A 20,439-nucleotide genomic window follows, 5' to 3' on the forward strand; every position below is an offset into this window, starting at 1 on the left:
CTCGGATCCCGCCATTCTCGGCTCGGCCTGACCTGAATCTCGGCACTCCTTATCGCGAATTTGGGGGAGGGGAGCGTCGATGAAAATCGGCATGTGCATGTTCTTGTGGACGACGGCGGTGTCGAAGAAACACGAGCCGTTGCTGCGCGATATCAAGGCGACCGGCTTCGATGGCGTCGAGATACCGATCTTCGCCGGCGCGCCGGACGACTACAAAAAACTCGGCGATCTGCTCGACCGCATCGGACTGGAGCGAACGGCTGTTTCGGCCATGGGCGATCCGGCGATGAATTTGATCTCGGCCGACGCGGCGACGCGCAAGGCCGGGGTCGACTACATGAAATGGGCGATCGACTGCGCGCAGGCACTTGGCGCCAGCACGCTGAGCGGCCCGCTGCATTCGACGCTCGGGTCGTTTTCCGGCTCCGGACCGACCTCTGCCGAGAAGAAGCGCTCGGTCGCCTCGCAACGCGCGATCGGCGACCATGCCGGCAACAAGGGCGTCACCATCGGCCTCGAGGCGCTCAACCGCTTCGAATGCTATCTCCTCAACACGATGGCGGATTTGTCGGAGCATATCGACGCCATCGACCGGCCGCACATCAAGGCGATGTACGACACCTTCCACGCCAATATCGAGGAGGCCGACCCGATCGGCGCCTACACGAAACACCGCAGGAATGTCGTGCATATCCATATTTCGGAGAATGATCGCGGCGTGCCGGGGCGCGGCAACATTCCCTGGACCGAAACGTTTTCCGCCATCCGCAAGAGCGGCTATGACGACTGGCTGACGATCGAGGCGTTCGGCCGTTCGCTCAAGGATTTGGCGGCGGCGACCAAGGTGTGGCGCGATTTTTCCGAGAGCCCTGAAGCGGTTTATCGGGATGGGTATAAGCATATCAGGAACGGGTGGAAGAGGGCCGGCGCCTGAGACGCGAGCCGAAGGTCGGCGAAGCAAAACCGGTACCACCTTTGCTTCGTCGACCTCGATTCAGGATCGTGGTCTAAGCCGCCGGCAGCAGGCGGGCGGAGGCGCCCCGCGCGCGCTCGTCGTTGCCGTTTCCGACGGTCCCCATCAGTTTGCGGCGGAGATAGTTGGAGATATTGTCGAAGACAAAAACGACAATCAGGATCAACAGCACCATGTAGAAAACATTGGCCCAGTTGGTGCCGGTGCGCATGGCTTCCCATAATTTCAGACCGATGCCGCCGGCACCGACGGCGCCGATGATTGTCGCCGAGCGGGTGTTCGATTCCCAGAAATAGAGGGATTGGCTAAGGAACACTGGCAGAACCTGAGGCAGCACGCCGTAGCGTTGCACCATTGTTGGTGTGGCGCCCACCGAGCGGATGCCTTCGCGCTGCTTGTCGTCGATGTTTTCCAGCGCCTCGGAATAGAGCTTGCCCAGGGTTCCGGTATCGGTGAAGAAGATCGCCGACATGCCGGCCAGCGGCCCCGGACCAAAGCCGCGGGTGAAGAACAGCGCCCAGATCAGCATGTCGACAGACCGCAGGAAGTCGAAGAAGCGTTTTGTCGCCTGGTTGGTCAACCAGTTCGGCGTGATGTTGCGCGCAGCCAGGAAGGCGAGCGGAAAGGCGACGACCGAGGCCAACACTGTGCCGACAAAAGCCATGACGATGGTTTGCAGAAGCTTCAGCCACACGTCGCCGTGTTGCCACTCGGCATTGTAGAGGATGTTGTCCCAGGCAAGCGCTGCGTTTGACCTCGACGGATCGATGCGTTCTCCGGAGACGATCAATGAAGCGACCTCGCCAAACGATTTTCCCCAGAATGGCGAATTCGTGTCAAACACAAAATTCGCCCAACCAAAAAACCGCCTCCAGGCGATCACCTCGTCATTTTGCACTTCAGCGCGGCCCAAAAATCCGAACGAGACATAGGCTGTCGAACCTGGCTTGCGTTGCTCTATCCAGTCAGGCAGCGGTGTGCGCGGCGTGACAGACCTGTCCTTGGCAATGTCGAAGACGACGCTTTCGGCGCCGCGCGTCACCGTGACAAGATTTGGCGCAATGGCAATCTGGCCGCTGCCAAGGACGACGGTCGCCGCCACCACGGCCTTTTCGCGCACCGTTTTGGGCGCGGCCGGAACTGGTTTGTCTGGCGAGGGGGCCGGATTCTCGGCCGTTGGCGCGCCAGCCGCCATGAACGAACCCTGCGACGACTTGTCGGTCGCGGTCGCTGGTGCCGGTGCGGCGTCGACCCGCCGCTCGACCTCGGCAATCTGCTTGATAACCCAGTCGGGATTTGGATTGGATCCCAGTTTGGAGAAACGAGAGTAGTCGATGGTCAGATAGCCGTCCTTGAATTCGATGTCCGGGCGGATTTCGTAAGACACCCAGTCGGCGAGATAAGCGCCGGCCAGGTTCCAGTTCGCCTTTCCGAGAACGATGCCGATCGAGAAGAACCACGAGCAGTAAAAGGTGTAGAGGATGCATAGAAGGATGCCGAACGGGGCGGCATAGCGCTTCCATAAAGGCCGCTGAAACGCATCGGGATAGCGAGCGGCGATGTCGTTGATGGCGTCGGCGTTCATTGCGTTACTCTCCGCGCCCGTATGCGAACGCCTGCCTGCCGACGAGACGTTGTCTCAGCCATGCCGAAAACTGGTCAACGGCGACAATCGTGCAGAACAGCAGAAACACGATGGCTATGGTCTTGGCCTCATGGCCCCGGCTGATCGAAAGACGCAGGGATTCGCCGATGCCGCCGGCGCCGACGGCACCGAGAATGGTCGAAGCGCGCACATTGATCTCGAAGCGGAGCAGGAAATAGCTCATGAAGTTGGGCAGAACCTGAGGCACCATGCCGAACCACACCCGTTCGACCCAGTTGGCGCCAACGGCCCGCAAGCCTTCGTCAGGCTTCATGTCGGCGTTCTCGACCACTTCGTAGAACATTTTTCCGAGCGCGCCGACGGTGTGGATGCTGACCGCGAGGATCGCTGGAATGGGCCCAAGCGAGAAGATCGCCAGAAAAAAGCCGGCAATGACGATTTCCGGAAAGGCGCGGACAATTTCGAGGAAGCGGCGCGTGGTGAAGCGGAGCCAGCGGCTGGCCGTCACGTTGCTTGCAGCCAGGAAGCAGAGCAGGAAACCGAAGGTGGAGCCGACCAGGGTCGAAAACAGCGCAATGTTCAGGGTCTCGATCATCCGGTAGAAATACTCCGGAATGTAGATGCCTTGGGTCAGGTAGACCCGGCCTTCGGGATAGTCGAATTTGAGGCTGCCATCGTCATAGGGCGACGGCAGGTCGAACAGCGCGCGCACCGGGTCGAACCAGTCGCGCGGCTTCAATTCGACGAAAAAGTCGGCGATGTGGGGAAGGCGGTCGAAGAACTTTCCGGCGTTGGTCTCATTGGCGAACCAGAGCGAGCCCGAGAGCGCAAGCAACAGGAAAACCAGGCCTCCGATCGTGTAGAGGCGCCGGCGAGCGGCGAGGTCGCGCCAGTGCCGCTCGGCTAACGCTCCTTCCGTGGAGAGCGCAGGCACGCGGTAAATTTCGGTCGCACTCATCGATAGTTCCCCAGCCCGTGACGCGGCAACGCCGCCGGCGGCACTTTGGCCCCGGCGGCGTCGTGCCTTTTGGCTTACGAGCCGATCTTCGCCTTACGAGCGTCGATGATCGCCTGATAGAATTCCGGGGTGACCGGCGAATAGCTCTTGAAGTCGCCGCCTTGCACCGCCGCGAAACAGGCCGGGTCGGTCTGCGGAAGCTTGGTCAGGAAATCGGTGATCTTCTGCTTGGTGTCGGCGTCGAGCGAGGTGCGTATGACCAGCGGGCCGTTCGGGATCAAGGGGGACTGCCACAACTCTACGAGGTCGTCCATCTTGAGGACACCCTTGTCGACCATCTTGCGCAGATTGCCGGAGCTGTAGCCATTCTTGAAGTCGCCGACGCCGGAGGCCCAGGTGGTGCCGGCATCGAAGGTGCCCTTCAGAACTTCAAGGACAAGCTGTTCATGGCCGCCGCCGAAGCCGGTCGACGCGAAATAGCTCTTCACATCCATGCCGATGTCTTTGGGCAGCGAGGTGACCGGAACCAGGTAGCCGGAAGTCGAATCGGGATCGGCGAAACCGAGTTTCTTGCCCTTCATGTCAGCGAGTGTCTTGATGCCGGAATCCGCACGGGCGACCATAACCGAATGGTAGCCGGTCGAACCGTCGGTCTGGACCGTCGTCAGGATCGGCTGAACCGCGTCCTTGTTCTCGAGGTAGACCTTGGCGTAGGCGGAAGCGCCGAGTTCGGCATAGTCGAGCGTGCCGCCGAGCAGACCCTGGATGACGCCGTCGTAGTCGGCGGCCGGGAACAGCGAAACTTTCTCGACGCCGAGAACTTGCTTGATGTGGTCGGCGAAGCACTGGTAGTTGCGCAGACGGTCGGCTTCGTTCTCGCCGCCCAGAATGCCGACGCGGAATTCCTTCAGATCCTGTGCCTGGACCGAGCCCATCGCCATGGCCATGATGGAAACGGCACCGAAAAGTATCTTTCTAAACATCTCGTCTCTCTCCTGTTGGTCCCGGCATCGCGCCGGCTGCGTTGGGATATGATGCCCTTGACGCGGGCTGGCGATCCAGGTCGCTCAGTAACCAGGAAAGGCTGGCTCAAGCGGTCCGGCGGATGCGGCGATTTTTTGCTTGATGATGACACTGGTCGAGGTGATGGCCTCGGAGATTTCGCCGCCGCTGCTGTCGGCGCCGTAGACCATGCGCACGGCCTCGCGGTTGAGCTCTTCCGGCGGGCCGTCGAAGACGACCTTGCCGGCAGCCATGCCGATGATACGGTTGCAATAGGTGCGGGCCGTGTCCAGCGTGTGCAGGTTGGTGATCACGGTGATGCCTTCGCGCAAATTGATATCCTGCAGCGAATCCATAACCACCTTGGCGTTGAGCGGATCGAGTGACGCGATCGGCTCGTCGGCGAGGATCACCTTCGGCTGCTGCATCAACGCGCGGGCAATGGCGACGCGCTGCTGCTGGCCACCCGACAAGGTGCCGGCGGCCTGCAGCGCGGTGCGGGCGATATCGAGACGCTCCAGCGCTGCTATCGCCTCGGCTCGTTCCTCGCGGGAGAAGATGCCGAGCAGGTTCGACATGGTGGAGCGGTGGTTCAGCCGGCCGAGAAGCACATTGGTCAGCACGTCGAGGCGCGGCACCAGGTTGAACTGCTGGAAGATCATGGCGCAATCGCGCTGCCAGCGCCGTAGTGGCGAACCGCGCAGCTGGGAGACCTCGGCGCCGTCAAAAAAAATCGACCCCTGGCTGGGATCGATGAGACGGTTGATCATGCGAAGAAGGGTCGATTTGCCAGCGCCCGAACGGCCGATGACGCCAACCATCTGACCATGCGGGATCGCGATGTTGATGTCGCTGACGGCAGTGTTCTTGCCAAATCGTCGGGTGACACCGCGGATTTCGAGCGTGGCGGAATTTGCTGGCATGGGGGCAGGTTCCAGGTCCGGACCATTGATCGTCAGGCTCTCGCCTAGCGCAGCCACATGAACCTGCCGTGTCGCGGTGATGTCAGTTTTGTTACGCTCCACAGGTGTGGAGTTTACGGTCGGCCTAGGACCAGCAGTTTCCTCGAAGTGCTCCAGGTCCCTGACGCTGCAGAAGGCGGGCGGCTTAATTTCGACTACAGGAGCTTGCTGCTCGAAAAGCGTCAGGCATCGTCGAACAGGCCCCGCCATGCGGCGGCCCGATCGTCCGCAAGATGCTGGATCTGGTAGGGGAAAGTGATGTGGAAGACGTAAGCGTTGTGACCGCTATGCCGGTAACCGAACGGCACGGCCAGTGCGTTACGCCAAGCCGCGTCCTGCGCCGGTGATGTGTCAGGGATATGAAACAGGTTCGCCCATGACGATGACGTGATGGCTTATCCGCCGTATTTTTCCAGAAAAGCCTCGGCCTCAAGCTCCCGGAAATCATCCAACGCGGCGCGCAGCCTTGCATGGTCCCAGTCCCACCAGGCGAGCGCCTGGTAACGTTCGGCCGTGCGGCGATCGAAGCGCTCGCGGATCGGTTTGGCCGGCACGCCGCCGACAATGGTATAGGGCGCGACATCTTTCGAGACCACCGCACCCGCGCCGACCGCGGCGCCATCGCCGACGGTGACGCCGGGCAGGATAGTCGAGCCGTGACCGAGCCAGGTGTCGTGGCCGATGGTGACGCGTTTGGCGCGGCGCTGGGCGAAGAATTCTGTCTCGTGCTCGGCATCGTCCCAGTAGTCCGAGGCGCGATAGGTGAAGTGATGCAGCGTCGGCCGCCAGGTCGGGTGGTTGGTGGCGTTGATGCGAACGCTGGCCGCGATGTTGGCGAACTTGCCGATCGTCGCGCACCAGACGGAGCAGTCCTGCATCATGTAGGAATAGTCGCCAAGTTCGCTTTCCGAGACCCGGCTGCGGTCGGCGATCTCGGTCCAGCGGCCGAGCGTCGAATTCTGTACATCCGCCGTCGGGTGGACCAGCGGCGTCTCGGACAATTTCCTGCTCATGCGGCGATTTTTCCGGACGCGAACGCGGTGACGTCGATGATGCGGTCGGCAACCGCCTCGCGCACATCGTGGTCATGGAAGATGCCGAGCAGGGCGACATCAGCCGCCTTCTTGGCGGCGATGAGTTCGATCACGACATCGCGGTTCCTGGCGTCGAGCGACGCGGTCGGCTCGTCAAGCAGCAGGATCGGATGCTCGGTGATGAAGCCGCGCGCGATGTTGACGCGCTGCTGCTCGCCGCCGGAGAAGGTCGCAGGCGGCAAAGCCCAGAGTTTCTCCGGCAGGTTGAGCTGCGCCAGCAAGGCGCGGGCCTTGCCGCGGGCAATCTCGCGATCCTCGCCGCGCTCGACCAGCGGTTCGGCGACGACATCGAGCGCTGAAACGCGCGGCACGGTGCGCAGGAACTGGCTGACATAGCCGATCGTTTGCCGGCGCACCGCAAGCACGGTGCGAGGGCTGGCGGTGGCGAGGTCGATCAGCCCGTCATCGTGCGTGACGATGATCTGGCCTTCGTCGACGGCATAGTTGCCGTAGAGCATCTTCAGGATCGAGCTCTTGCCGGCACCGGACGGGCCGCCGAGCACGGTGCATTCGCCGGCCCTGATCGAGAACGAGACACCGGCGACAACAGGCAGTTTGATGCCGTCGCGCAGGTGCATGGTGAAGCTCTTGGCGACGTCGGAGACAACGAGGGGGGTTGCCATCAGAAGGTTCTCCAATCGTCAGTCGTTTGCGTCATCGTCAAACCTGCAGAATCGAGGAAACAAGCAATTGCGTGTAAGGCGCGCGCGGGTCGTCGAGCACGCGGTCGGTGAGACCGCTTTCGACGACGCGGCCGTCCTTCATCACCATCATGCGCTGCGACAAAAGCCGCGCCACGGCAAGGTCATGGGTGACGACGATGGCCGCCAGACCAAGATCGGTGACCAGACCGCGCAGCAGGTCGAGCAGGCGCGCCTGGACCGAGACGTCGAGGCCGCCGGTTGGCTCGTCCATGAACACCAGACGCGGGCCGGTGACGAGGTTGCGGGCAATCTGCAGGCGCTGGCGCATGCCGCCGGAAAAGGCGCGGGGCTCGTCGTCGATGCGGTCCTCGTCGATCTCGACGCGCGATAGCCAGTCGACCGCGGTGGCGCGGATCTTGCCGTAGTGGCGGTCGCCGACCGCCATCAGCCGCTCGCCGACATTGGCGCCGGCCGACACCGTCATGCGCAGGCCGTCGGCCGGGTTCTGGTGGACAAACCCCCAGTCGGTGCGCATCAGGAAGCGGCGCTCGGCCTCACTCATGCGGTAGAGCTCGCGGAACTGGCCGTCGCGCATGCGGTAGCTGGCGCTGCCGGAGGAGGGCAGCAGCCGCGTCGACAGGCAGTTGAGCAATGTCGTCTTGCCGGAGCCGGACTCGCCGACCACAGCCAGGACTTCGCCCGGCCACAGGTCGAAGGAGACGTTGTCGGAGCCGACGCGCGAGCCGTAGAATTTGGAGAGCGCCGAGACGCGCAGCAGCGGTTCGTCGGTCATTGCGCCGGCTCCATTTTTTCCGAGGCAAGATGGTTCTCTGAAGCAAGGTGGCCGTGATGGCCGTCCGCCCGCCGCTTCTCGCAATGATCCGTGTCGGAGCAGACGAACATGTGGCCTCCATGGTCGTCGAGGATGACCTCGTCGAGATAGACATTCTCGGCCGCGCACAGCGCGCAGGGCTGGTCGAAGGTCTGCACCTCGAACGGATGATCCTCGAAGTCGAGGCTGACCACTTCGGTGAAGGGCGGCACCGCATAGATGCGCTTTTCGCGCCCGGCGCCGAACAGCTGCAGCGCCGGCGAGCGGTGCATCTTGGGATTGTCGAATTTCGGCGTCGGCGACGGGTCCATCACATAGCGGCCCTCGACCTTGACCGGATAGGCATAGGTGGTGGCGATGCGGCCGTGCTTGGCGATGTCCTCGTAAAGTTTCACATGCATGAGGCCGTATTCTTCCAGCGCATGCATTTTCCGCGTTTCGGTCTCGCGTGGCTCGAGGAAGCGCAAGGGTTCCGGAATCGGCACCTGGTAGACCAGCACCTGGCCCGCCGTCAGCGGATGCTCGGGAATGCGGTGACGGGTCTGGATGATGGTGGCGCTGGCGGTGTCAGTCGTCACCGCGACGTTGGCGACCTTCTTGAAGAAGGCGCGGATCGAGACCGCGTTGGTGGTGTCGTCGGCGCCCTGGTCGATCACCTTGAGCACATCGTCTGGGCCGATGATCGAAGCGGTGACCTGGACGCCGCCAGTGCCCCAGCCATAGGGCATCGGCATTTCGCGCGAGGCGAACGGCACCTGATATCCCGGGATGGCGATGCCCTTGAGGATCGCGCGGCGGATCATCCTTTTGGTCTGTTCGTCGAGATAGGCGAAGTTGTAGGTGGCGATGTCGGTCATGATGCGACCTCAAATCCCTTGGCGTAGCGCGCCAGCCGCTCATTGAGCGTGCCGGTGTGCAGTTCGAACATGTGGTTGTCGTCGTCGTAGAAATAGATCGAGCGGCCCTCGCCCTCGACGCGCGGGCGCGGCGGGCGCATGTCGAGGCCGAGCTTGCCGATGCACTCGGCATAGTGGTCGAAATCGGCGTCATCGATCTTGAAGGCGATGTGGTTGTAGCTGCGCTCCGGCAAGGGCTCGCCCTCCATGATGGCGACCCAGATGTCGCCGATCAGGAAGAATTTTTCGCGCGACACCGAGAACTGCTCGGCATCGCTGGCATAGATTTCGCGTGCGTCGAATACGCCCTCGAGGATCTTGGTCATCCGCTCGAGATCGCGGACGATGAAGGTCATGTGGGAAAGCCCTTCGATCATTCCGCGGCCTCCCGCTTCTCTTCGACCTTCACGGGGTTTTGGTGGGCGTCGTGTTCGGCGCGCATGCGGCGCACGAGGTCGAGTTCGGCCTGGAAATCGACATAGTGCGGCAGCTTCAGATGCTCGACGAAGCCGGTCGCCTGGACATTGTCGGAGTGTGAGATGACGAACTCCTCGTCCTGGGCCGCGGCGACGACATCCTCGCCGAGCTCCTTCGCGCGCAGCGCCCGGTCGCAGAGCGCCATCGCCATCGCCTTGCGCTCGCTCTGGCCGAAGACGAGGCCATAGCCGCGGGTGAACTGCGGCGGCGCCTTGGCTGAGCCTTTGAACTGGTTGACCATCTGGCATTCGGTGACACGGACAGTGCCGAGCGGGACAGCGAAGGGCAGTTCGGGAACGTCGAGCTCGAGCTCGACCTCGCCGATGCGGATCTCGCCGACAAAGGGATGGTTGCGGGCATAGCCGCGCTGGGTGGAATAGCCGAGCGCCAGCAAAAACCCCTCATCGCCGCGCGACAGCGCCTGCAGCCGGATGTCGCGCGCCATTGGGAATTCCAGCGGCTCGCGGGTGATGTCGCCGGGGACATGGTCCTGCGGCATGTCGCCATCCGGTTCGATCAAGCCTTCGCGGGCGAGGATGGCCGAAACGCGCGGCATGGCTTGCGCTTCCGTCTCGCGCAGCAAGGGCTCGGCGACCTCGGCCCCGGCGGCAAGCTCGGGATCGAGCAGTCTGTGCGTGTAGTCGAAGGTGGGCCCGAGCAATTGGCCGCCGGGCAGATCCTTGTAGGTCGCCGACACACGTCGCTCGACCAGCATGGTGGCGGTGTCGATGGGCTTGGAGTAGCCGAAGCGTGGCAGCGTGGTGCGATAGGCGCGCACCAGGAAGATCGCCTCGATCATGTCGCCGCGCGCCTGGACGATGGCTAGGGCGGCCAGCTCCCGATCGTAGAGCGAGCCTTCGCTCATCACCCGGTCGACGCCGAGCGCCAGCTGCTCGACGATCTGGTCGAGGCGAAGCGCCGGCACCGAACGGTCGCCGCGCCGGCGGTCGGCAAGCAGGCTGTGGGCGTTGGCGATTGCGGCTTCGCCACCTTTTACCGCGACATACATCTTACGCCTCCATCGTCTTGATGCGCGTCGTGCGCGGCAGGCAGGCAATGCCGCCTGATGTGACGAGGATGATGTCGACGCCACGCGGAAAGCGCTTGATGTTCTGTTTCCACTGCTCGACGAAATGGCGCGGCATCTGTGCCGGCGCAATCGTGGCGCTGGTTTCGATGCCGGGACCTTCGAGCAACAGCGGCGTGCCGGAGACGAGATCGCCGACTTGCAGGATCAACGTGGTCGAACGGTCGGGATAGTCCTGCGTGCCCTGCGAAAAACCATCAAGCGACATCATCTCGGCCGGGGCCGCGATGAAGGCGAAATGCGCATCGGCCGGTGTGTTGGCCACGGGCGCGCCAGTGTGGAACCCAAGCCAGGATCTGATCGCGGCGGAAGCTTGCAGGGCCTGGTCGAGCCAGAGCGGGGTGTCGTTATCGCACAGCGCCAGTGCGATGGCGCCGGCGGTCGCCGAGAGCGGCGCCGGCGGGCGGGCGAAGGCCGGCAGCGGCTGCACGCTGCCCGGCCGAGCCATTGCGTCCATGACGGCGCGGAACACGGTCTGGGCGTCGAAGACCGGATCGGCGAAACCGCCCTCGATCGATTGCGCTGCAATGTCCATCAGTCTTCTCCGCGAACCATGGTGAAGAAATCCACCTTCGTTGCCGCCGTCTCGGCGCGGCGTTTTTCATGCGCTGCGGTCAGAGCCGACCGCAGGGGCGCTATCAGCCCGGTCTCGACCTCATTGCGGCGGGCAGGGTCCTGCCACAGCGCGTCAGCGATGGCCGCCAGCCTCGCTTTCTGCTTGTCGCGGCCAAGCGCATAGCAATGGCCGACCTGACCGGAGGGCAGCCGGACGGTGGCGCGGGTGACGGTCGCCTCACCGATATTGAAGGGCGCGCCGCCGCCGCCGATGCGGCCGCGCAGGGTGACCAGTCCGGTTTCGGGGCCGCGCAGCAGCTCGGCGTCCGAAGGCAGTCTGGCCTCATTCCAGAGCCGTACGATGTCATCGCCGCTGGATTGCGCAAGGGTTGCCATGGCGGCCTTGCGCTCGGCCTGGTCGCGGGCTTCCTGTCCTCGCATAAGCTATCGTCCTCGTGGCTAAATTTGTCTATTGATATAGACAACTATACAAATTATACCTATTATCTAACGCGTGTCCATGACGGGTGGATGACAGCGACAGAAGACTGGGCGCTGGAAGGTTGGGGGCAATGATGGTCGGGGGGCTGGCAGCGGACAGCATCGAGCGGCGCAGTGGCGTTTCGCTGTGGCGGCAGATTGCCGACAAGATCCTGCATGCGATCGCCATCGGCGATTTCGTCGAGAATACCGCGCTGCCGCCGGAAGTGGCGCTGGCAGAGCGCTATGGCGTCAACCGCCACACGGTGCGCAGCGCCATATCAGCCCTTGTAAGGGAAGGCGTGCTGCGGGCCGAGCAGGGGCGCGGCACCTTCGTGCTGTCGCGCAAGCGGCTGTCCTATCCGATCGGGGCGCGCACGCGCTTTTCGACAGGGCTGCAAGGGCAGACGACGGAACGGCACATCGTGCTGCTCGCTTCGACGGTCGAGCCGGCCAGCCAGCGCGTCGCCGAGGGCCTCGGCCTTGCCAGGGGAGCCGATGTGATCCGGCTGGAAACGCGCGGCGAAGCCGATGGACGGCCTGTGTCGCGCGCTGCCGGCTGGTTCGAAGCCCGGCGCTTTGCCGGCATCGATGCCGCGATGGCGCAAACAGGGTCGATCACCGCCTCGCTGGCGCGTTTCGGCATAGACGACTATCTCAGGCAATCGACCGTGCTGTCGGCGCGCCATGCCGATGCGGCGGACCTTGCCGACCTCGATCTGCAGCCGGGCGCCATCGTACTGGTCACGGTCGCCGTCAACGTCACGCCGGACGGCCAGCCGATCCAGTTTTCCGAGTCGCGCTTCCCGGCCGAACGGGTGGAGCTGAAGCTGTCGGCGCTGTAGGGAGTGGACAGCTCGGTCGCGCTTATTTTTCAGCGACTTGGCGTTTGAGGACCGCCTTCCCCCACTCCGTCTCGGCTTCGCCGAGCCACCTCTCCCCCCTCCGGAGGGAGAGGAAGGGCGCCTGGCTCGCACCCTTCCTCTACCCCGTCGATCGGGGGAGAGGTGGCTCGGCGAAGCCGAGACGGAGTGGGGGTCGACCTGCGCGGGCGTCGTCAATTCGGGCGGGTCCGCCGTCTGCCATGTTATGCCCCCACCTCGATCACAGCCTTGATCAGGCCGGATTTCTCGTGCGCCCAGCGAGCCAGATCGCGCGGCGTGCCGGCGAGTGTGGTGCGATGTGTGACGAGCTTGGCCAGGGGAACGGCGCCGTTGCGGATCGAGGCGGCGACGTGATCGAAGTCGGCGCGCAGCGCGTTGCGGCTGCCGATCAGCGTCATCTCGCGCTTGTGGAATTCCGGATCGGAAAAGCTGATGTCGTCCTTGACGACGGAGACCAGCACCAGCGTTCCGCCATGCGCGACATGGGCAAAGGCCGACTGCACCGACTGGGTGTTGCCGGTGGCGTCGAAGACCACATCGAAGCCTTCGCCTGATGTCGCTTCCCTGACCAGATCGGGCACCCCGCCGCGCGACCCGTCGAGGATCTGGAAACCAAGCTCATTTGCAGCGAAGGCGAGCCTTTCACTGCTCATGTCGAGCAGCGTCACGTCGAGTTCGGCGATGCGGGCGAAGATGGCGGTGCCGAGCCCGATCGGGCCGGCGCCGATGACCAGCGTGCGGGCGCCGGGCTCGGCGCGGGCGCGCCGCACGGCATGCGCGCCGATGGCCAGGAACTCGACGGCAGCGGCGTCGGCTAGCGAAAGGCCGTTGGCCGGATAGAGATTTTGCGCCGGCACCAGGATGCGTTCGCACATGGCGCCGTCGCGATGCACGCCCAGCACCTCGATCCTGACGCAGCAATTCGGCTTGTCGTGCCGGCAGGCGATGCACTTGCCGCAGGAAAGATAGGGGTTGATCACCACGGGCTCACCAACGGCAAGATCGACGCCGTCGCCGGTCTCGACGATCGTTCCCGACACCTCATGGCCCATGATGCGGGGATAGGCGAGGAACGGGTGCTTGCCCTCGAAAATGTGGTAGTCGGTGCCGCAGATGCCGACATGGCTGACCGCCACCAGCGCCCAGCCGGGAGGCGGTGCCTCTGGTGCGGGCCGGTCTTCAAGGACAAGATCGCCGGGCGAACGGCAGAGGACGGCTTTCATGCGCTAATCCAGTCATGAAATCGCCGGCCCGTTGGTGTGGCGGGCCGGCGGTTGATTGCGGGATCGTTACTTGCCGCGGCGGCGCAGGCCGTCGAAGTAGACGATGATGATGATCAGCGCGCCGGTGATGATGCGCTGCCAGAACGAGTTGACGTTGAGCAGGTTGGCGCCGTTGTTGATGGTGGCCAGGATGAAGGCGCCGAGCAGCGGCCCATGCACCGAGCCGACGGCGCCGAACAGCGAGGTGCCGCCTATGACCGAAGACGCGATCGCCTGCAGTTCCCAGCCCTCGGCCTGCGTCGGGTTGCCGATGCCGATGCGGGCGGCCAGCAGCACGCCGACAAAGGCGGCGCACAGGCCCGACAGCGTGTAGGCCATGTAGATGGTGCGCTGGACATTGACGCCGGACAGACGCGAAGCCTCGGCGTTGGAGCCGACCGAAAACAGGTATCGGCCCCAGCGGCTGTGGTGGAGGAAGATATAGGCCGGAATGCCGACCAGGATCACCATCCAGAACAGGTTGGGGATGCCGATGAAGGAATTGCGCGAGAAGGCGGTGAAGGTGTCGCTGTTGATGTTGATCGAATTGCCGTTGGTCATCAAAAGGCCGATGCCGCGCAGCGAGGTCAGCGTTGCCAGCGTGATGATGAAGGGCGGCAGGCCCATCTTGACGATGCCGAAGCCGTGGAACATGCCGATGGCGACGCCGACCAGCAGCGTCACCAGAATGGCGAGCCAGATGGGGAAGCCGGCATTGATCATCATGGCCACGACCACCGTGGCGAAACCGACCACGGCGCCGACCGACAGGTCGATGCCGCCGGTGATGATGACGAAGGTCTGGCCGACCGCCATGATGGCGATCATCGAGCCCTGGCGCAAAAGATTGGCCATGTTGTTGGCGGAGGCGAAGCTCGTCGTCGCCACGGAGAGAAGGATCCAGAGCAGAACCAGCAGCGCCAAAAGCGTCAGCCCAAACAGGACGTTGTAGTTGCGCTTCGGTTTTTCGACGGCGATCGCCTCGGTGCTCATATTTGTCCTCCCAGCTTTTCTTGTTTCTCGGCGAGCGCCTGAGTGAGAATATCCTCGTGGCTGGCGGCGTGAAAACCGTGCGTCGCCACCAGTTTGCCGCGCCGGAACACATGCAGCGTGTCGGCGAGTTCATAGACTTCCGGCAGATAGGACGAGATCAGGATGATGCCGGCTCCCTTTGACAAAAGTGCGCTGAACAGGCGGTAGATCTCGGCCTTGGTGCCGACATCGACGCCGACCGTCGGTTCGTCGAAGATGAACAGCTTGGCGCCGTGCGCCAGCCATTTGCCGATGACGATCTTCTGCTGGTTGCCGCCCGACAGGCTGGATGCCAGCGCGCCGCGCGTCGGTGTCTTGATGCGCAGATCGGCGATCTGGCGATCGGCTTGCGTCTTCTCCTGCGTGCTCGAAATCAGCAGATTGTTCGAGATACGCTTGTAGATCGGCAGGTTCAGGTTGAAGCCGACCGGCAGGTTGAGGCAGAGGCCCTGGTCGCGACGGCTTTCCGGCGCCAGCGCCATGCCGAGCTTGATCGCGTCATGCTCGGAATTGACCTGCACCTCCTTGCCTTCCCAGAGGATCTGGCCGGCGGATTTGCGGTGGCGGCCGTAAAGCGTGGTGACGAACTCGCTGCGTCCGGCGCCGATCAGGCCATAGAGTCCGACGATCTCGCCGGCGCGGACCGTCATCGAGACATCTTCGAAGCCCTTGCCGGACAGGTTCCTCGCCTCGATGAGGGCGGCGCCCGGCGTGAAATGCTCCTTGTGGTAGACCTGCTCGATCGAGCGGTTGATCATCATCTTGACCAGTTCGGCATCGTTGGTCTCGGCGATGTTGCGGGTGCCGACCAGCGTGCCGTCGCGCAGCACGGAAACACGGTCGGCGAGCTCGAACACTTCCTCCATGCGGTGGCTGATGTAGATGATCGTCACGCCTTCGCCCTTCAGCCGGCGGATCAAGGTGAAGAGCTGGTCGGCCTCTTTGCGGGTGAGGTAGGCGGTCGGCTCGTCGAAGATCAGGAATTTGGTGCCGCGCACGGTGGCGCGGGCGGCGGCTATCAACTGCTGCTGGCCGATGGTCAGGTCGCCGAGCGTGACATGCGCCGGCAGGTCGAAGCCGAGGTCGTCGATGATCGTCTGCGCCTGCCTGACCATGGCGCGCTGCTGCAGGATGCCGAAGCGTGAATTCTCCTCGCCGAGGAACATGTTGGCGGCGACCGTCAGGTGACGGCACAGCACGACTTCCTGGTGCACGGCATTGATGCCGAGCGCCATCGCCTCGTGCGGCGTCGCCAGGGCGGCCGGCTGGCCCTCCCAGGCGATCTCTCCGGAGGTGCGCGGCATGACGCCGGTCAGAAGCTTGATGAGCGTGGATTTGCCGGCGCCGTTCTCGCCGACGATGGCGTGGATCTCACCGGACTTGAAGGCGAGGTCGACCGGCTTCAGCGCGTGGGTGCCGGGATAGCGCTTCTCCAGCCCGCGCAATTCGAGGATGGTCCGCCCCGGTTCCAGCACAGGGGCCGGATGCAGTTCCTGCGCCGTCGATGTCATGACAATCCTCCCAGATTGGCCTCACGATTGGCACGCGGCGAGACAAGGATATGTCTCGAAAACAGCCTAGCCTACGCTTATGGATTGCCAAGCCGTTTGTGCGGCAGCTTGTCTCCGGGGCGAGGTGCCCCGGAGACCATTGCGGATGCGACGGCTCAGAGCTTCGGATTGAGCAGCGCGTCGATCTTGGGGTCTTTCATGTTGTCCTTGGTCACCAGATTGGCGCCGGTGTCGACATTGGCTTCGACCTTCTCGCCCTTGGAAGCGGCGAGTGCGGTCTTGATGCCGTCATAGCCCATCCGGTACGGATCCTGGACGACGAGGGCGGAAATGACGCCGTCGTTGAGGAACTTGATCAGCTTCTCGTCGCTGTCGAAACCGACCAGCGCCAGCTTGCCGCCAAGGCTGTTTTCCGCGACAGCCTGACCGACGCCCTGCGCCATGATCAGGTTGGAAGCGAAGATGCCCTTGAGGTTCGGGTTGGCGGTGATCAGGTCGGTGGCGATGTTGAGGCCGGTGGTGGCCTGGCCGTCGGCATATTTATCGGCGACCAGCTTGAGGCCCGGATATTTGGCGGCCAGCTGTTCGGTGAAGCCCTGCTTGCGCTGTTCGAGCGAGCCGGCGCCCGGCGCGTTGGTGATCAGGGCGACGTCGCCCTCGATCTTGCCGCCGTTGGCGGCGCCGATGGCGGCTGCGAGGCCGTCGGCAGCGACGCGGCCGCCCTGGACGTTGTCGGTGGTCAGGAACGAGGTGAAGGCCTTGGAGTCGGCGCCGGAGTCGATGCCGATGACCTTGACCTTGGCAGCGGCTTCATCGATCGGCTTGCCAAGCGCCTTGAACTCGGTCGGCGCAATGACGATCGCCGCCGGGTTGCTGGCAACGGCGTTCTCGAGGATCGAGACCTGGCCGTTGACGTCGGTTTCAGCCTGGGCACCGAGTTCCGGCACGTTGACGCCGAGATCCTTGCCGGCCTTGCGGGCGCCGGCCAGAACGATCTGCCAGTAGAACGACGTGGTGTCCTTGACGATGATCGGAATGGTGACGTCCGCCGCCGAAACCGGCGCCGAATGCATGACGCCGGCGAGCATCGAAGCTGCTGCCAGCGCCATGACGGCGCGGCGGTTGAGAATGCTGGTCACGAATTTCATGAGGTTTCCTCCCTAAGTCGCCCGGTGAACGATACGGAAGCTCCGTCCGGATAGGCGTGGTCCAAAACAGAACTTTATCAATAAAAAACAATTGCCATGTTTTGATAATGCATCGAACAGATCGATGCAAGCGCTGTTTGATCAGTCCTTGCGAGGCCTGGCAGAGGCAAATCCACCGCGCTGCTCCCCATTGGCGCCGTCACACTTCCGTTCCGTTCCGGGAACGTATGGAATATTAATTCCATCATTTCGTCAATATAGAATGTCCATTCCTTCGTGTGACCGCAAGAATATGGAGTTTCACACCATCTCCTGCACCAGCGTGTGGGGACGATATCTGGCGTATTCCGTCTCCGGCACGTCGATGTCGAGCAGTTGGAGGTTGCGCGTCAGGTTCGCCAGCTTGGCGGTGCCGGTCAGCACGGTGGCGACGGCAGGTTCATGCAAGGGGAATTGGAACGCTGCGGCGGCGAGCGGATAGCCACCCTCGGCGGCGATCCTTTCCATTGCGCCGACGCGGTCGAGCATGTCATGGCTGGCAGGGCGGTAGTCGAAATGTGCGCCTTGCACCGGCCCGGTCGCCAGGATACCGGAGTTGAACACGCCGCCAATGACCAAGGAGGTCTGCCGCGCCCGGCATAGGGGCAGCAACTCCGCTTCGGCGCTGCGGTCGAGCAAGGAATAGCGGCTGGCGAGCAGGATGCAGTCGAGCGGCGCCTCGCGCATCACGTCCAGACAGATCTGCACTTCGTTGACGCCAAGCCCATAGGCGGAAATGACGCCGGACCGTTTCAGCTCTTCAAGTGCCTTGAGGCCGCCGTCCATCAGGTCGCGAAAGTGCAGCTTGGTCTTCTCGACACCATGGGTGTAGGCGCCGATGTCGTGGACAAACAGGATGTCTATCCTGTTTAGGCCAAGCCGCGCATAGCTGAACTCGACCGACCGCATGATGCCGTCATAGGAATAGTCGTAGTCGAGCGCGAAGGGCAGCGGATCGACATAGGAGTGATCGGGAACCTGATCGTCCGGCACCGGGCGGAACAGCCGGCCGACCTTGGTCGACAGCACATAGGAATCGCGCGGCTTGTAGCGCAGGAAGTCGCCGAAGCGGCGCTCCGACAGGCCGAAACCGTAGAAGGGTGCGGTGTCGAAATAGCGCAGGCCGGCATCCCAGGCGCCCTGCAGCGTCTCCATCGCCGCTTCGCGCGAACAGGCGCGGTAAAGGCCGCCAAGTGCGGCGCCGCCGAAGCTGACCTCGGTGACTTCCAGCGCTGTCTGGCCGATGCGGCGTCTTTCCATGCACAACCTCCCCGTTGCCCGCCGCTGACCGGCGCGCAGTCTACTTTATATCAGTAAAATCTAAAGTGTTGCGCCCAGATGCCAGGGCACGAACTCGTTGTCGCCGTAGCCGAAGTCCTCGCTCTTGGTCTTGCGGCCGGAAGCCGTCTCGACGATCAGTTCGAAGATCTCGCGACCCATGCCGGCGATGGTCTTTTCACCCGAGGCGATGACGCCGCAATTGACGTCCATGTCCTCTTCCATCTGGTGGTACATGGTGGAGTTGGTGGCGACCTTGATCGACGGCGTCGGGCGGCAGCCGAAGCATGAGCCGCGGCCGGTGGTGAAGACGATGACGTTGGCGCCGCCCGCCACCTGGCCGGTCGCCGAAACCGGGTCGTAGCCGGGCGTGTCCATGAACACGAGGCCGCTGCCAGTGACTTTTTCGGCGTAGCCGAAGACGCCGTTGAGGGGCGTCTGACCGCCCTTGGCGACCGCGCCGAGCGACTTCTCCAGGATGGTGGTGAGACCGCCGCGCTTGTTGCCGGGCGAGGGGTTGTTGTCGATCGAGGCGCCATGCTTGGCGACGTGGTCCTCCCACCATTTCACGAAACCGTCGAGCTTCTGCGCGATCTCCGGCGTTGCCGCGCGGTAGGCAAGCAGATGCTCGGCGCCGTAGATCTCCGTGGTCTCGGAGAGGATGCCGATGCCGCCGACGCCAGCCAGGATATCGACAGCCGCGCCCAGCGCCGGATTGGCCGTGATGCCCGACATGCCGTCCGAGCCGCCGCATTGCAGGCCGACGACGATCTCGCTGACCGGGATCGGCTCACGCTTCAGCTGGCCGACTTCCTCGGCGATCTCGGCCAGCACGCCCATCGCTTTTTCGACCGATTTGCGCGATCCGCCGGCGTCCTGGATGTTGAAGTGGCGTTTGCCCGCAGCGACGCCCTTCTGGCCGTATAGGGTGAGCTGGTTGACTTCGCAGCCGAGGCCGACCATCAGCACGCCGCCGAAATTCGGGTGGCGGGCGTAGCCGGCGAGTGTACGGTGCAGCACCATCATGCCGTCGCCGGTGCCGCTCATACCGCAGCCCTGGCCGTGCACGATCGGCACGAAACCGTCGATGCCGGGATAGTTAGGCAAAAGCGTGCGGTTGGCGGTGTCGGCGATGGAATGGCAGACGGTGGCCGAGCAATTGACGCTGGCGACGATGCCGATGAAGTTGCGCGTGCCGGCGCGGCCATCGGCGCGGCGATAGCCCATGAAGGTGCGGGCGCGGTCGGCCTCCGTCGCGTGCTCGGCCTCGCTCGGGGGCACGACCGGCAAGCGGCCGGATTCGAAAACCAGATTGTGCGAATGCACGTGCTCGCCCGCTGCAATATCCTGTGTCGCTCGACCGATCGCTTGGGCGTATTTCACCACGGCCTCGCCGGCGGCGATCGGCTTGATCGCCATCTTGTGGCCGGGCTCGATCAGCGCACTGGCGACGGCACCGCCCGGCAGCGCGGTGCCAATCTCGATGCGGCCGTTGGCGACGGCGACATTGTCGGCAGGGGACAGGAGAATGCAGTTGGAGGCGTTCACGGGCGGTTTCCTGGGTGATCCTGGGTTGCGCGGACGGATTGACACGCGTCTGTTTAGAGATAATGTCTTTTATCGTGAAAAAACAGTTTTGCGTCAATTGTTTTTTCGTGGGGAGTTCCGCATGTCTGGGTTGTTCCGGGAAGCAATTTCGCTTCTCAGGGCCATGGGAAC

At 63.4% G+C, this 20,439-nt stretch carries 20 protein-coding genes; 2 read left to right on the forward strand and 18 right to left on the reverse strand.

Annotated elements, in window-relative coordinates:
• Positions 1–79: 79 nt before the first annotated feature.
• Positions 80–934, forward strand: coding sequence for a sugar phosphate isomerase/epimerase (locus NP945_RS01305; protein ID WP_256745372.1), 855 nt, complete (start codon positions 80–82; stop codon positions 932–934).
• Between the two features lie 73 nt (positions 935–1,007).
• Here the strand turns inward: NP945_RS01305 and phnE (NP945_RS01310) are convergent, their stop codons facing one another.
• From phnE (NP945_RS01310) to phnG, 12 genes are all read right to left on the reverse strand, one after another.
• A complete protein-coding gene (gene phnE, locus NP945_RS01310; protein WP_127272207.1) occupies positions 1,008–2,558 on the reverse strand; it encodes a phosphonate ABC transporter, permease protein PhnE in 1,551 nt (516 codons plus the stop codon).
• Between the two features lie 4 nt (positions 2,559–2,562).
• A complete protein-coding gene (gene phnE, locus NP945_RS01315; protein WP_256745373.1) occupies positions 2,563–3,537 on the reverse strand; it encodes a phosphonate ABC transporter, permease protein PhnE in 975 nt (324 codons plus the stop codon).
• 74 nt (positions 3,538–3,611) lie between these two features.
• The gene (gene phnD, locus NP945_RS01320) at positions 3,612–4,520 is read right to left on the reverse strand and encodes a phosphonate ABC transporter substrate-binding protein (RefSeq protein WP_256745374.1); all 909 of its coding nucleotides are present in this window, start codon (positions 4,518–4,520) and stop codon (positions 3,612–3,614) included.
• 84 nt (positions 4,521–4,604) lie between these two features.
• A complete protein-coding gene (phnC, locus tag NP945_RS01325; RefSeq protein ID WP_127382627.1) occupies positions 4,605–5,462 on the reverse strand; it encodes a phosphonate ABC transporter ATP-binding protein in 858 nt (285 codons plus the stop codon).
• Positions 5,463–5,896: 434 nt separating this feature from the next.
• Positions 5,897–6,514, reverse strand: coding sequence for a DapH/DapD/GlmU-related protein (locus tag NP945_RS01330; RefSeq protein ID WP_256745375.1), 618 nt, complete (start codon positions 6,512–6,514; stop codon positions 5,897–5,899).
• On the reverse strand, positions 6,511–7,218 hold the full coding sequence (phnL, locus tag NP945_RS01335) for a phosphonate C-P lyase system protein PhnL (protein WP_256745376.1): 708 nt from the start codon (positions 7,216–7,218) through the stop codon (positions 6,511–6,513). Before phnL ends, NP945_RS01330 begins: the two co-directional genes overlap by 4 nt.
• A 37-nt stretch (positions 7,219–7,255) precedes the next feature.
• Positions 7,256–8,032 carry a phosphonate C-P lyase system protein PhnK gene (gene phnK, locus NP945_RS01340; RefSeq protein WP_256745377.1) on the reverse strand — a complete coding sequence of 259 codons (777 nt, stop codon included), beginning with the start codon at positions 8,030–8,032 and terminating at the stop codon, positions 7,256–7,258.
• A complete protein-coding gene (locus NP945_RS01345; protein ID WP_127267989.1) occupies positions 8,029–8,928 on the reverse strand; it encodes an alpha-D-ribose 1-methylphosphonate 5-phosphate C-P-lyase PhnJ in 900 nt (299 codons plus the stop codon). The genes phnK and NP945_RS01345 overlap by 4 nt, the downstream gene beginning before the upstream one ends.
• Positions 8,925–9,344, reverse strand: a complete 420-nt coding sequence (gene fosX, locus NP945_RS01350) for a FosX/FosE/FosI family fosfomycin resistance hydrolase (RefSeq protein ID WP_127267990.1) — start codon at positions 9,342–9,344, stop codon at positions 8,925–8,927. The genes NP945_RS01345 and fosX overlap by 4 nt, the downstream gene beginning before the upstream one ends.
• Positions 9,341–10,453, reverse strand: a complete 1,113-nt coding sequence (locus NP945_RS01355; RefSeq protein WP_128307404.1) for a carbon-phosphorus lyase complex subunit PhnI — start codon at positions 10,451–10,453, stop codon at positions 9,341–9,343. Before NP945_RS01355 ends, fosX begins: the two co-directional genes overlap by 4 nt.
• A 1-nt stretch (position 10,454) precedes the next feature.
• A complete protein-coding gene (gene phnH, locus NP945_RS01360; protein ID WP_127267992.1) occupies positions 10,455–11,066 on the reverse strand; it encodes a phosphonate C-P lyase system protein PhnH in 612 nt (203 codons plus the stop codon).
• Positions 11,066–11,527, reverse strand: a complete 462-nt coding sequence (gene phnG / locus NP945_RS01365; protein ID WP_256745378.1) for a phosphonate C-P lyase system protein PhnG — start codon at positions 11,525–11,527, stop codon at positions 11,066–11,068. Before phnG ends, phnH begins: the two co-directional genes overlap by 1 nt.
• 134 nt (positions 11,528–11,661) lie before the next feature.
• Here phnG and phnF point away from each other — a divergent pair, with 134 nt between their 5' ends.
• Positions 11,662–12,411 carry a phosphonate metabolism transcriptional regulator PhnF gene (gene phnF, locus NP945_RS01370; protein WP_256745565.1) on the forward strand — a complete coding sequence of 250 codons (750 nt, stop codon included), beginning with the start codon at positions 11,662–11,664 and terminating at the stop codon, positions 12,409–12,411.
• A 242-nt stretch (positions 12,412–12,653) separates the two neighbouring features.
• Here phnF and NP945_RS01375 read toward each other — a convergent pair whose 3' ends face one another.
• From NP945_RS01375 to NP945_RS01400, 6 genes are all read right to left on the reverse strand, one after another.
• On the reverse strand, positions 12,654–13,673 hold the full coding sequence (locus NP945_RS01375) for a zinc-binding alcohol dehydrogenase family protein (RefSeq protein WP_256745379.1): 1,020 nt from the start codon (positions 13,671–13,673) through the stop codon (positions 12,654–12,656).
• Positions 13,674–13,739: 66 nt separating this feature from the next.
• Positions 13,740–14,705, reverse strand: coding sequence for an ABC transporter permease (locus NP945_RS01380; protein ID WP_023812479.1), 966 nt, complete (start codon positions 14,703–14,705; stop codon positions 13,740–13,742).
• Positions 14,702–16,255, reverse strand: coding sequence for a sugar ABC transporter ATP-binding protein (locus tag NP945_RS01385; protein WP_256745380.1), 1,554 nt, complete (start codon positions 16,253–16,255; stop codon positions 14,702–14,704). The genes NP945_RS01380 and NP945_RS01385 overlap by 4 nt, the downstream gene beginning before the upstream one ends.
• A 155-nt stretch (positions 16,256–16,410) precedes the next feature.
• Positions 16,411–17,403 carry an ABC transporter substrate-binding protein gene (locus NP945_RS01390; RefSeq protein ID WP_127272465.1) on the reverse strand — a complete coding sequence of 331 codons (993 nt, stop codon included), beginning with the start codon at positions 17,401–17,403 and terminating at the stop codon, positions 16,411–16,413.
• Between the two features lie 300 nt (positions 17,404–17,703).
• Positions 17,704–18,702, reverse strand: a complete 999-nt coding sequence (locus NP945_RS01395) for an aldo/keto reductase (protein WP_256745381.1) — start codon at positions 18,700–18,702, stop codon at positions 17,704–17,706.
• Between the two features lie 60 nt (positions 18,703–18,762).
• Positions 18,763–20,268 carry a UxaA family hydrolase gene (locus NP945_RS01400; protein ID WP_256745382.1) on the reverse strand — a complete coding sequence of 502 codons (1,506 nt, stop codon included), beginning with the start codon at positions 20,266–20,268 and terminating at the stop codon, positions 18,763–18,765.
• Between the last annotated feature and the right edge of the window lie 171 nt (positions 20,269–20,439).

This window comes from Mesorhizobium sp. LMG17149 (assembly GCF_024518695.1).
Taxonomy (GTDB): Bacteria; Pseudomonadota; Alphaproteobacteria; order Rhizobiales; family Rhizobiaceae; genus Mesorhizobium.

What these genes read in the sequence shown, in the direction of transcription:
- NP945_RS01355 (WP_128307404.1), bottom strand. Translation starts at nt 10,453, where the DNA reads ATGTATGTCGCGGTAAAAGGTGGCGAAGCCGCAATCGCCAACGCCCAC.
- NP945_RS01380 (WP_023812479.1), bottom strand. Translation starts at nt 14,705, where the DNA reads ATGAGCACCGAGGCGATCGCCGTCGAAAAACCGAAGCGCAACTACAAC.
- NP945_RS01330 (WP_256745375.1), bottom strand. Translation starts at nt 6,514, where the DNA reads ATGAGCAGGAAATTGTCCGAGACGCCGCTGGTCCACCCGACGGCGGAT.
- NP945_RS01345 (WP_127267989.1), bottom strand. Translation starts at nt 8,928, where the DNA reads ATGACCGACATCGCCACCTACAACTTCGCCTATCTCGACGAACAGACC.
- phnD (WP_256745374.1), bottom strand. Translation starts at nt 4,520, where the DNA reads ATGTTTAGAAAGATACTTTTCGGTGCCGTTTCCATCATGGCCATGGCG.
- phnH (WP_127267992.1), bottom strand. Translation starts at nt 11,066, where the DNA reads ATGGACATTGCAGCGCAATCGATCGAGGGCGGTTTCGCCGATCCGGTC.
- NP945_RS01395 (WP_256745381.1), bottom strand. Translation starts at nt 18,702, where the DNA reads ATGGAAAGACGCCGCATCGGCCAGACAGCGCTGGAAGTCACCGAGGTC.
- NP945_RS01375 (WP_256745379.1), bottom strand. Translation starts at nt 13,673, where the DNA reads ATGAAAGCCGTCCTCTGCCGTTCGCCCGGCGATCTTGTCCTTGAAGAC.
- NP945_RS01305 (WP_256745372.1), top strand. Translation starts at nt 80, where the DNA reads ATGAAAATCGGCATGTGCATGTTCTTGTGGACGACGGCGGTGTCGAAG.
- phnC (WP_127382627.1), bottom strand. Translation starts at nt 5,462, where the DNA reads ATGCCAGCAAATTCCGCCACGCTCGAAATCCGCGGTGTCACCCGACGA.
- fosX (WP_127267990.1), bottom strand. Translation starts at nt 9,344, where the DNA reads ATGATCGAAGGGCTTTCCCACATGACCTTCATCGTCCGCGATCTCGAG.
- phnF (WP_256745565.1), top strand. Translation starts at nt 11,662, where the DNA reads ATGGTCGGGGGGCTGGCAGCGGACAGCATCGAGCGGCGCAGTGGCGTT.
- phnG (WP_256745378.1), bottom strand. Translation starts at nt 11,527, where the DNA reads ATGCGAGGACAGGAAGCCCGCGACCAGGCCGAGCGCAAGGCCGCCATG.
- phnE (WP_127272207.1), bottom strand. Translation starts at nt 2,558, where the DNA reads ATGAACGCCGACGCCATCAACGACATCGCCGCTCGCTATCCCGATGCG.
- phnL (WP_256745376.1), bottom strand. Translation starts at nt 7,218, where the DNA reads ATGGCAACCCCCCTCGTTGTCTCCGACGTCGCCAAGAGCTTCACCATG.
- phnE (WP_256745373.1), bottom strand. Translation starts at nt 3,537, where the DNA reads ATGAGTGCGACCGAAATTTACCGCGTGCCTGCGCTCTCCACGGAAGGA.
- NP945_RS01385 (WP_256745380.1), bottom strand. Translation starts at nt 16,255, where the DNA reads ATGACATCGACGGCGCAGGAACTGCATCCGGCCCCTGTGCTGGAACCG.
- phnK (WP_256745377.1), bottom strand. Translation starts at nt 8,032, where the DNA reads ATGACCGACGAACCGCTGCTGCGCGTCTCGGCGCTCTCCAAATTCTAC.
- NP945_RS01390 (WP_127272465.1), bottom strand. Translation starts at nt 17,403, where the DNA reads ATGAAATTCGTGACCAGCATTCTCAACCGCCGCGCCGTCATGGCGCTG.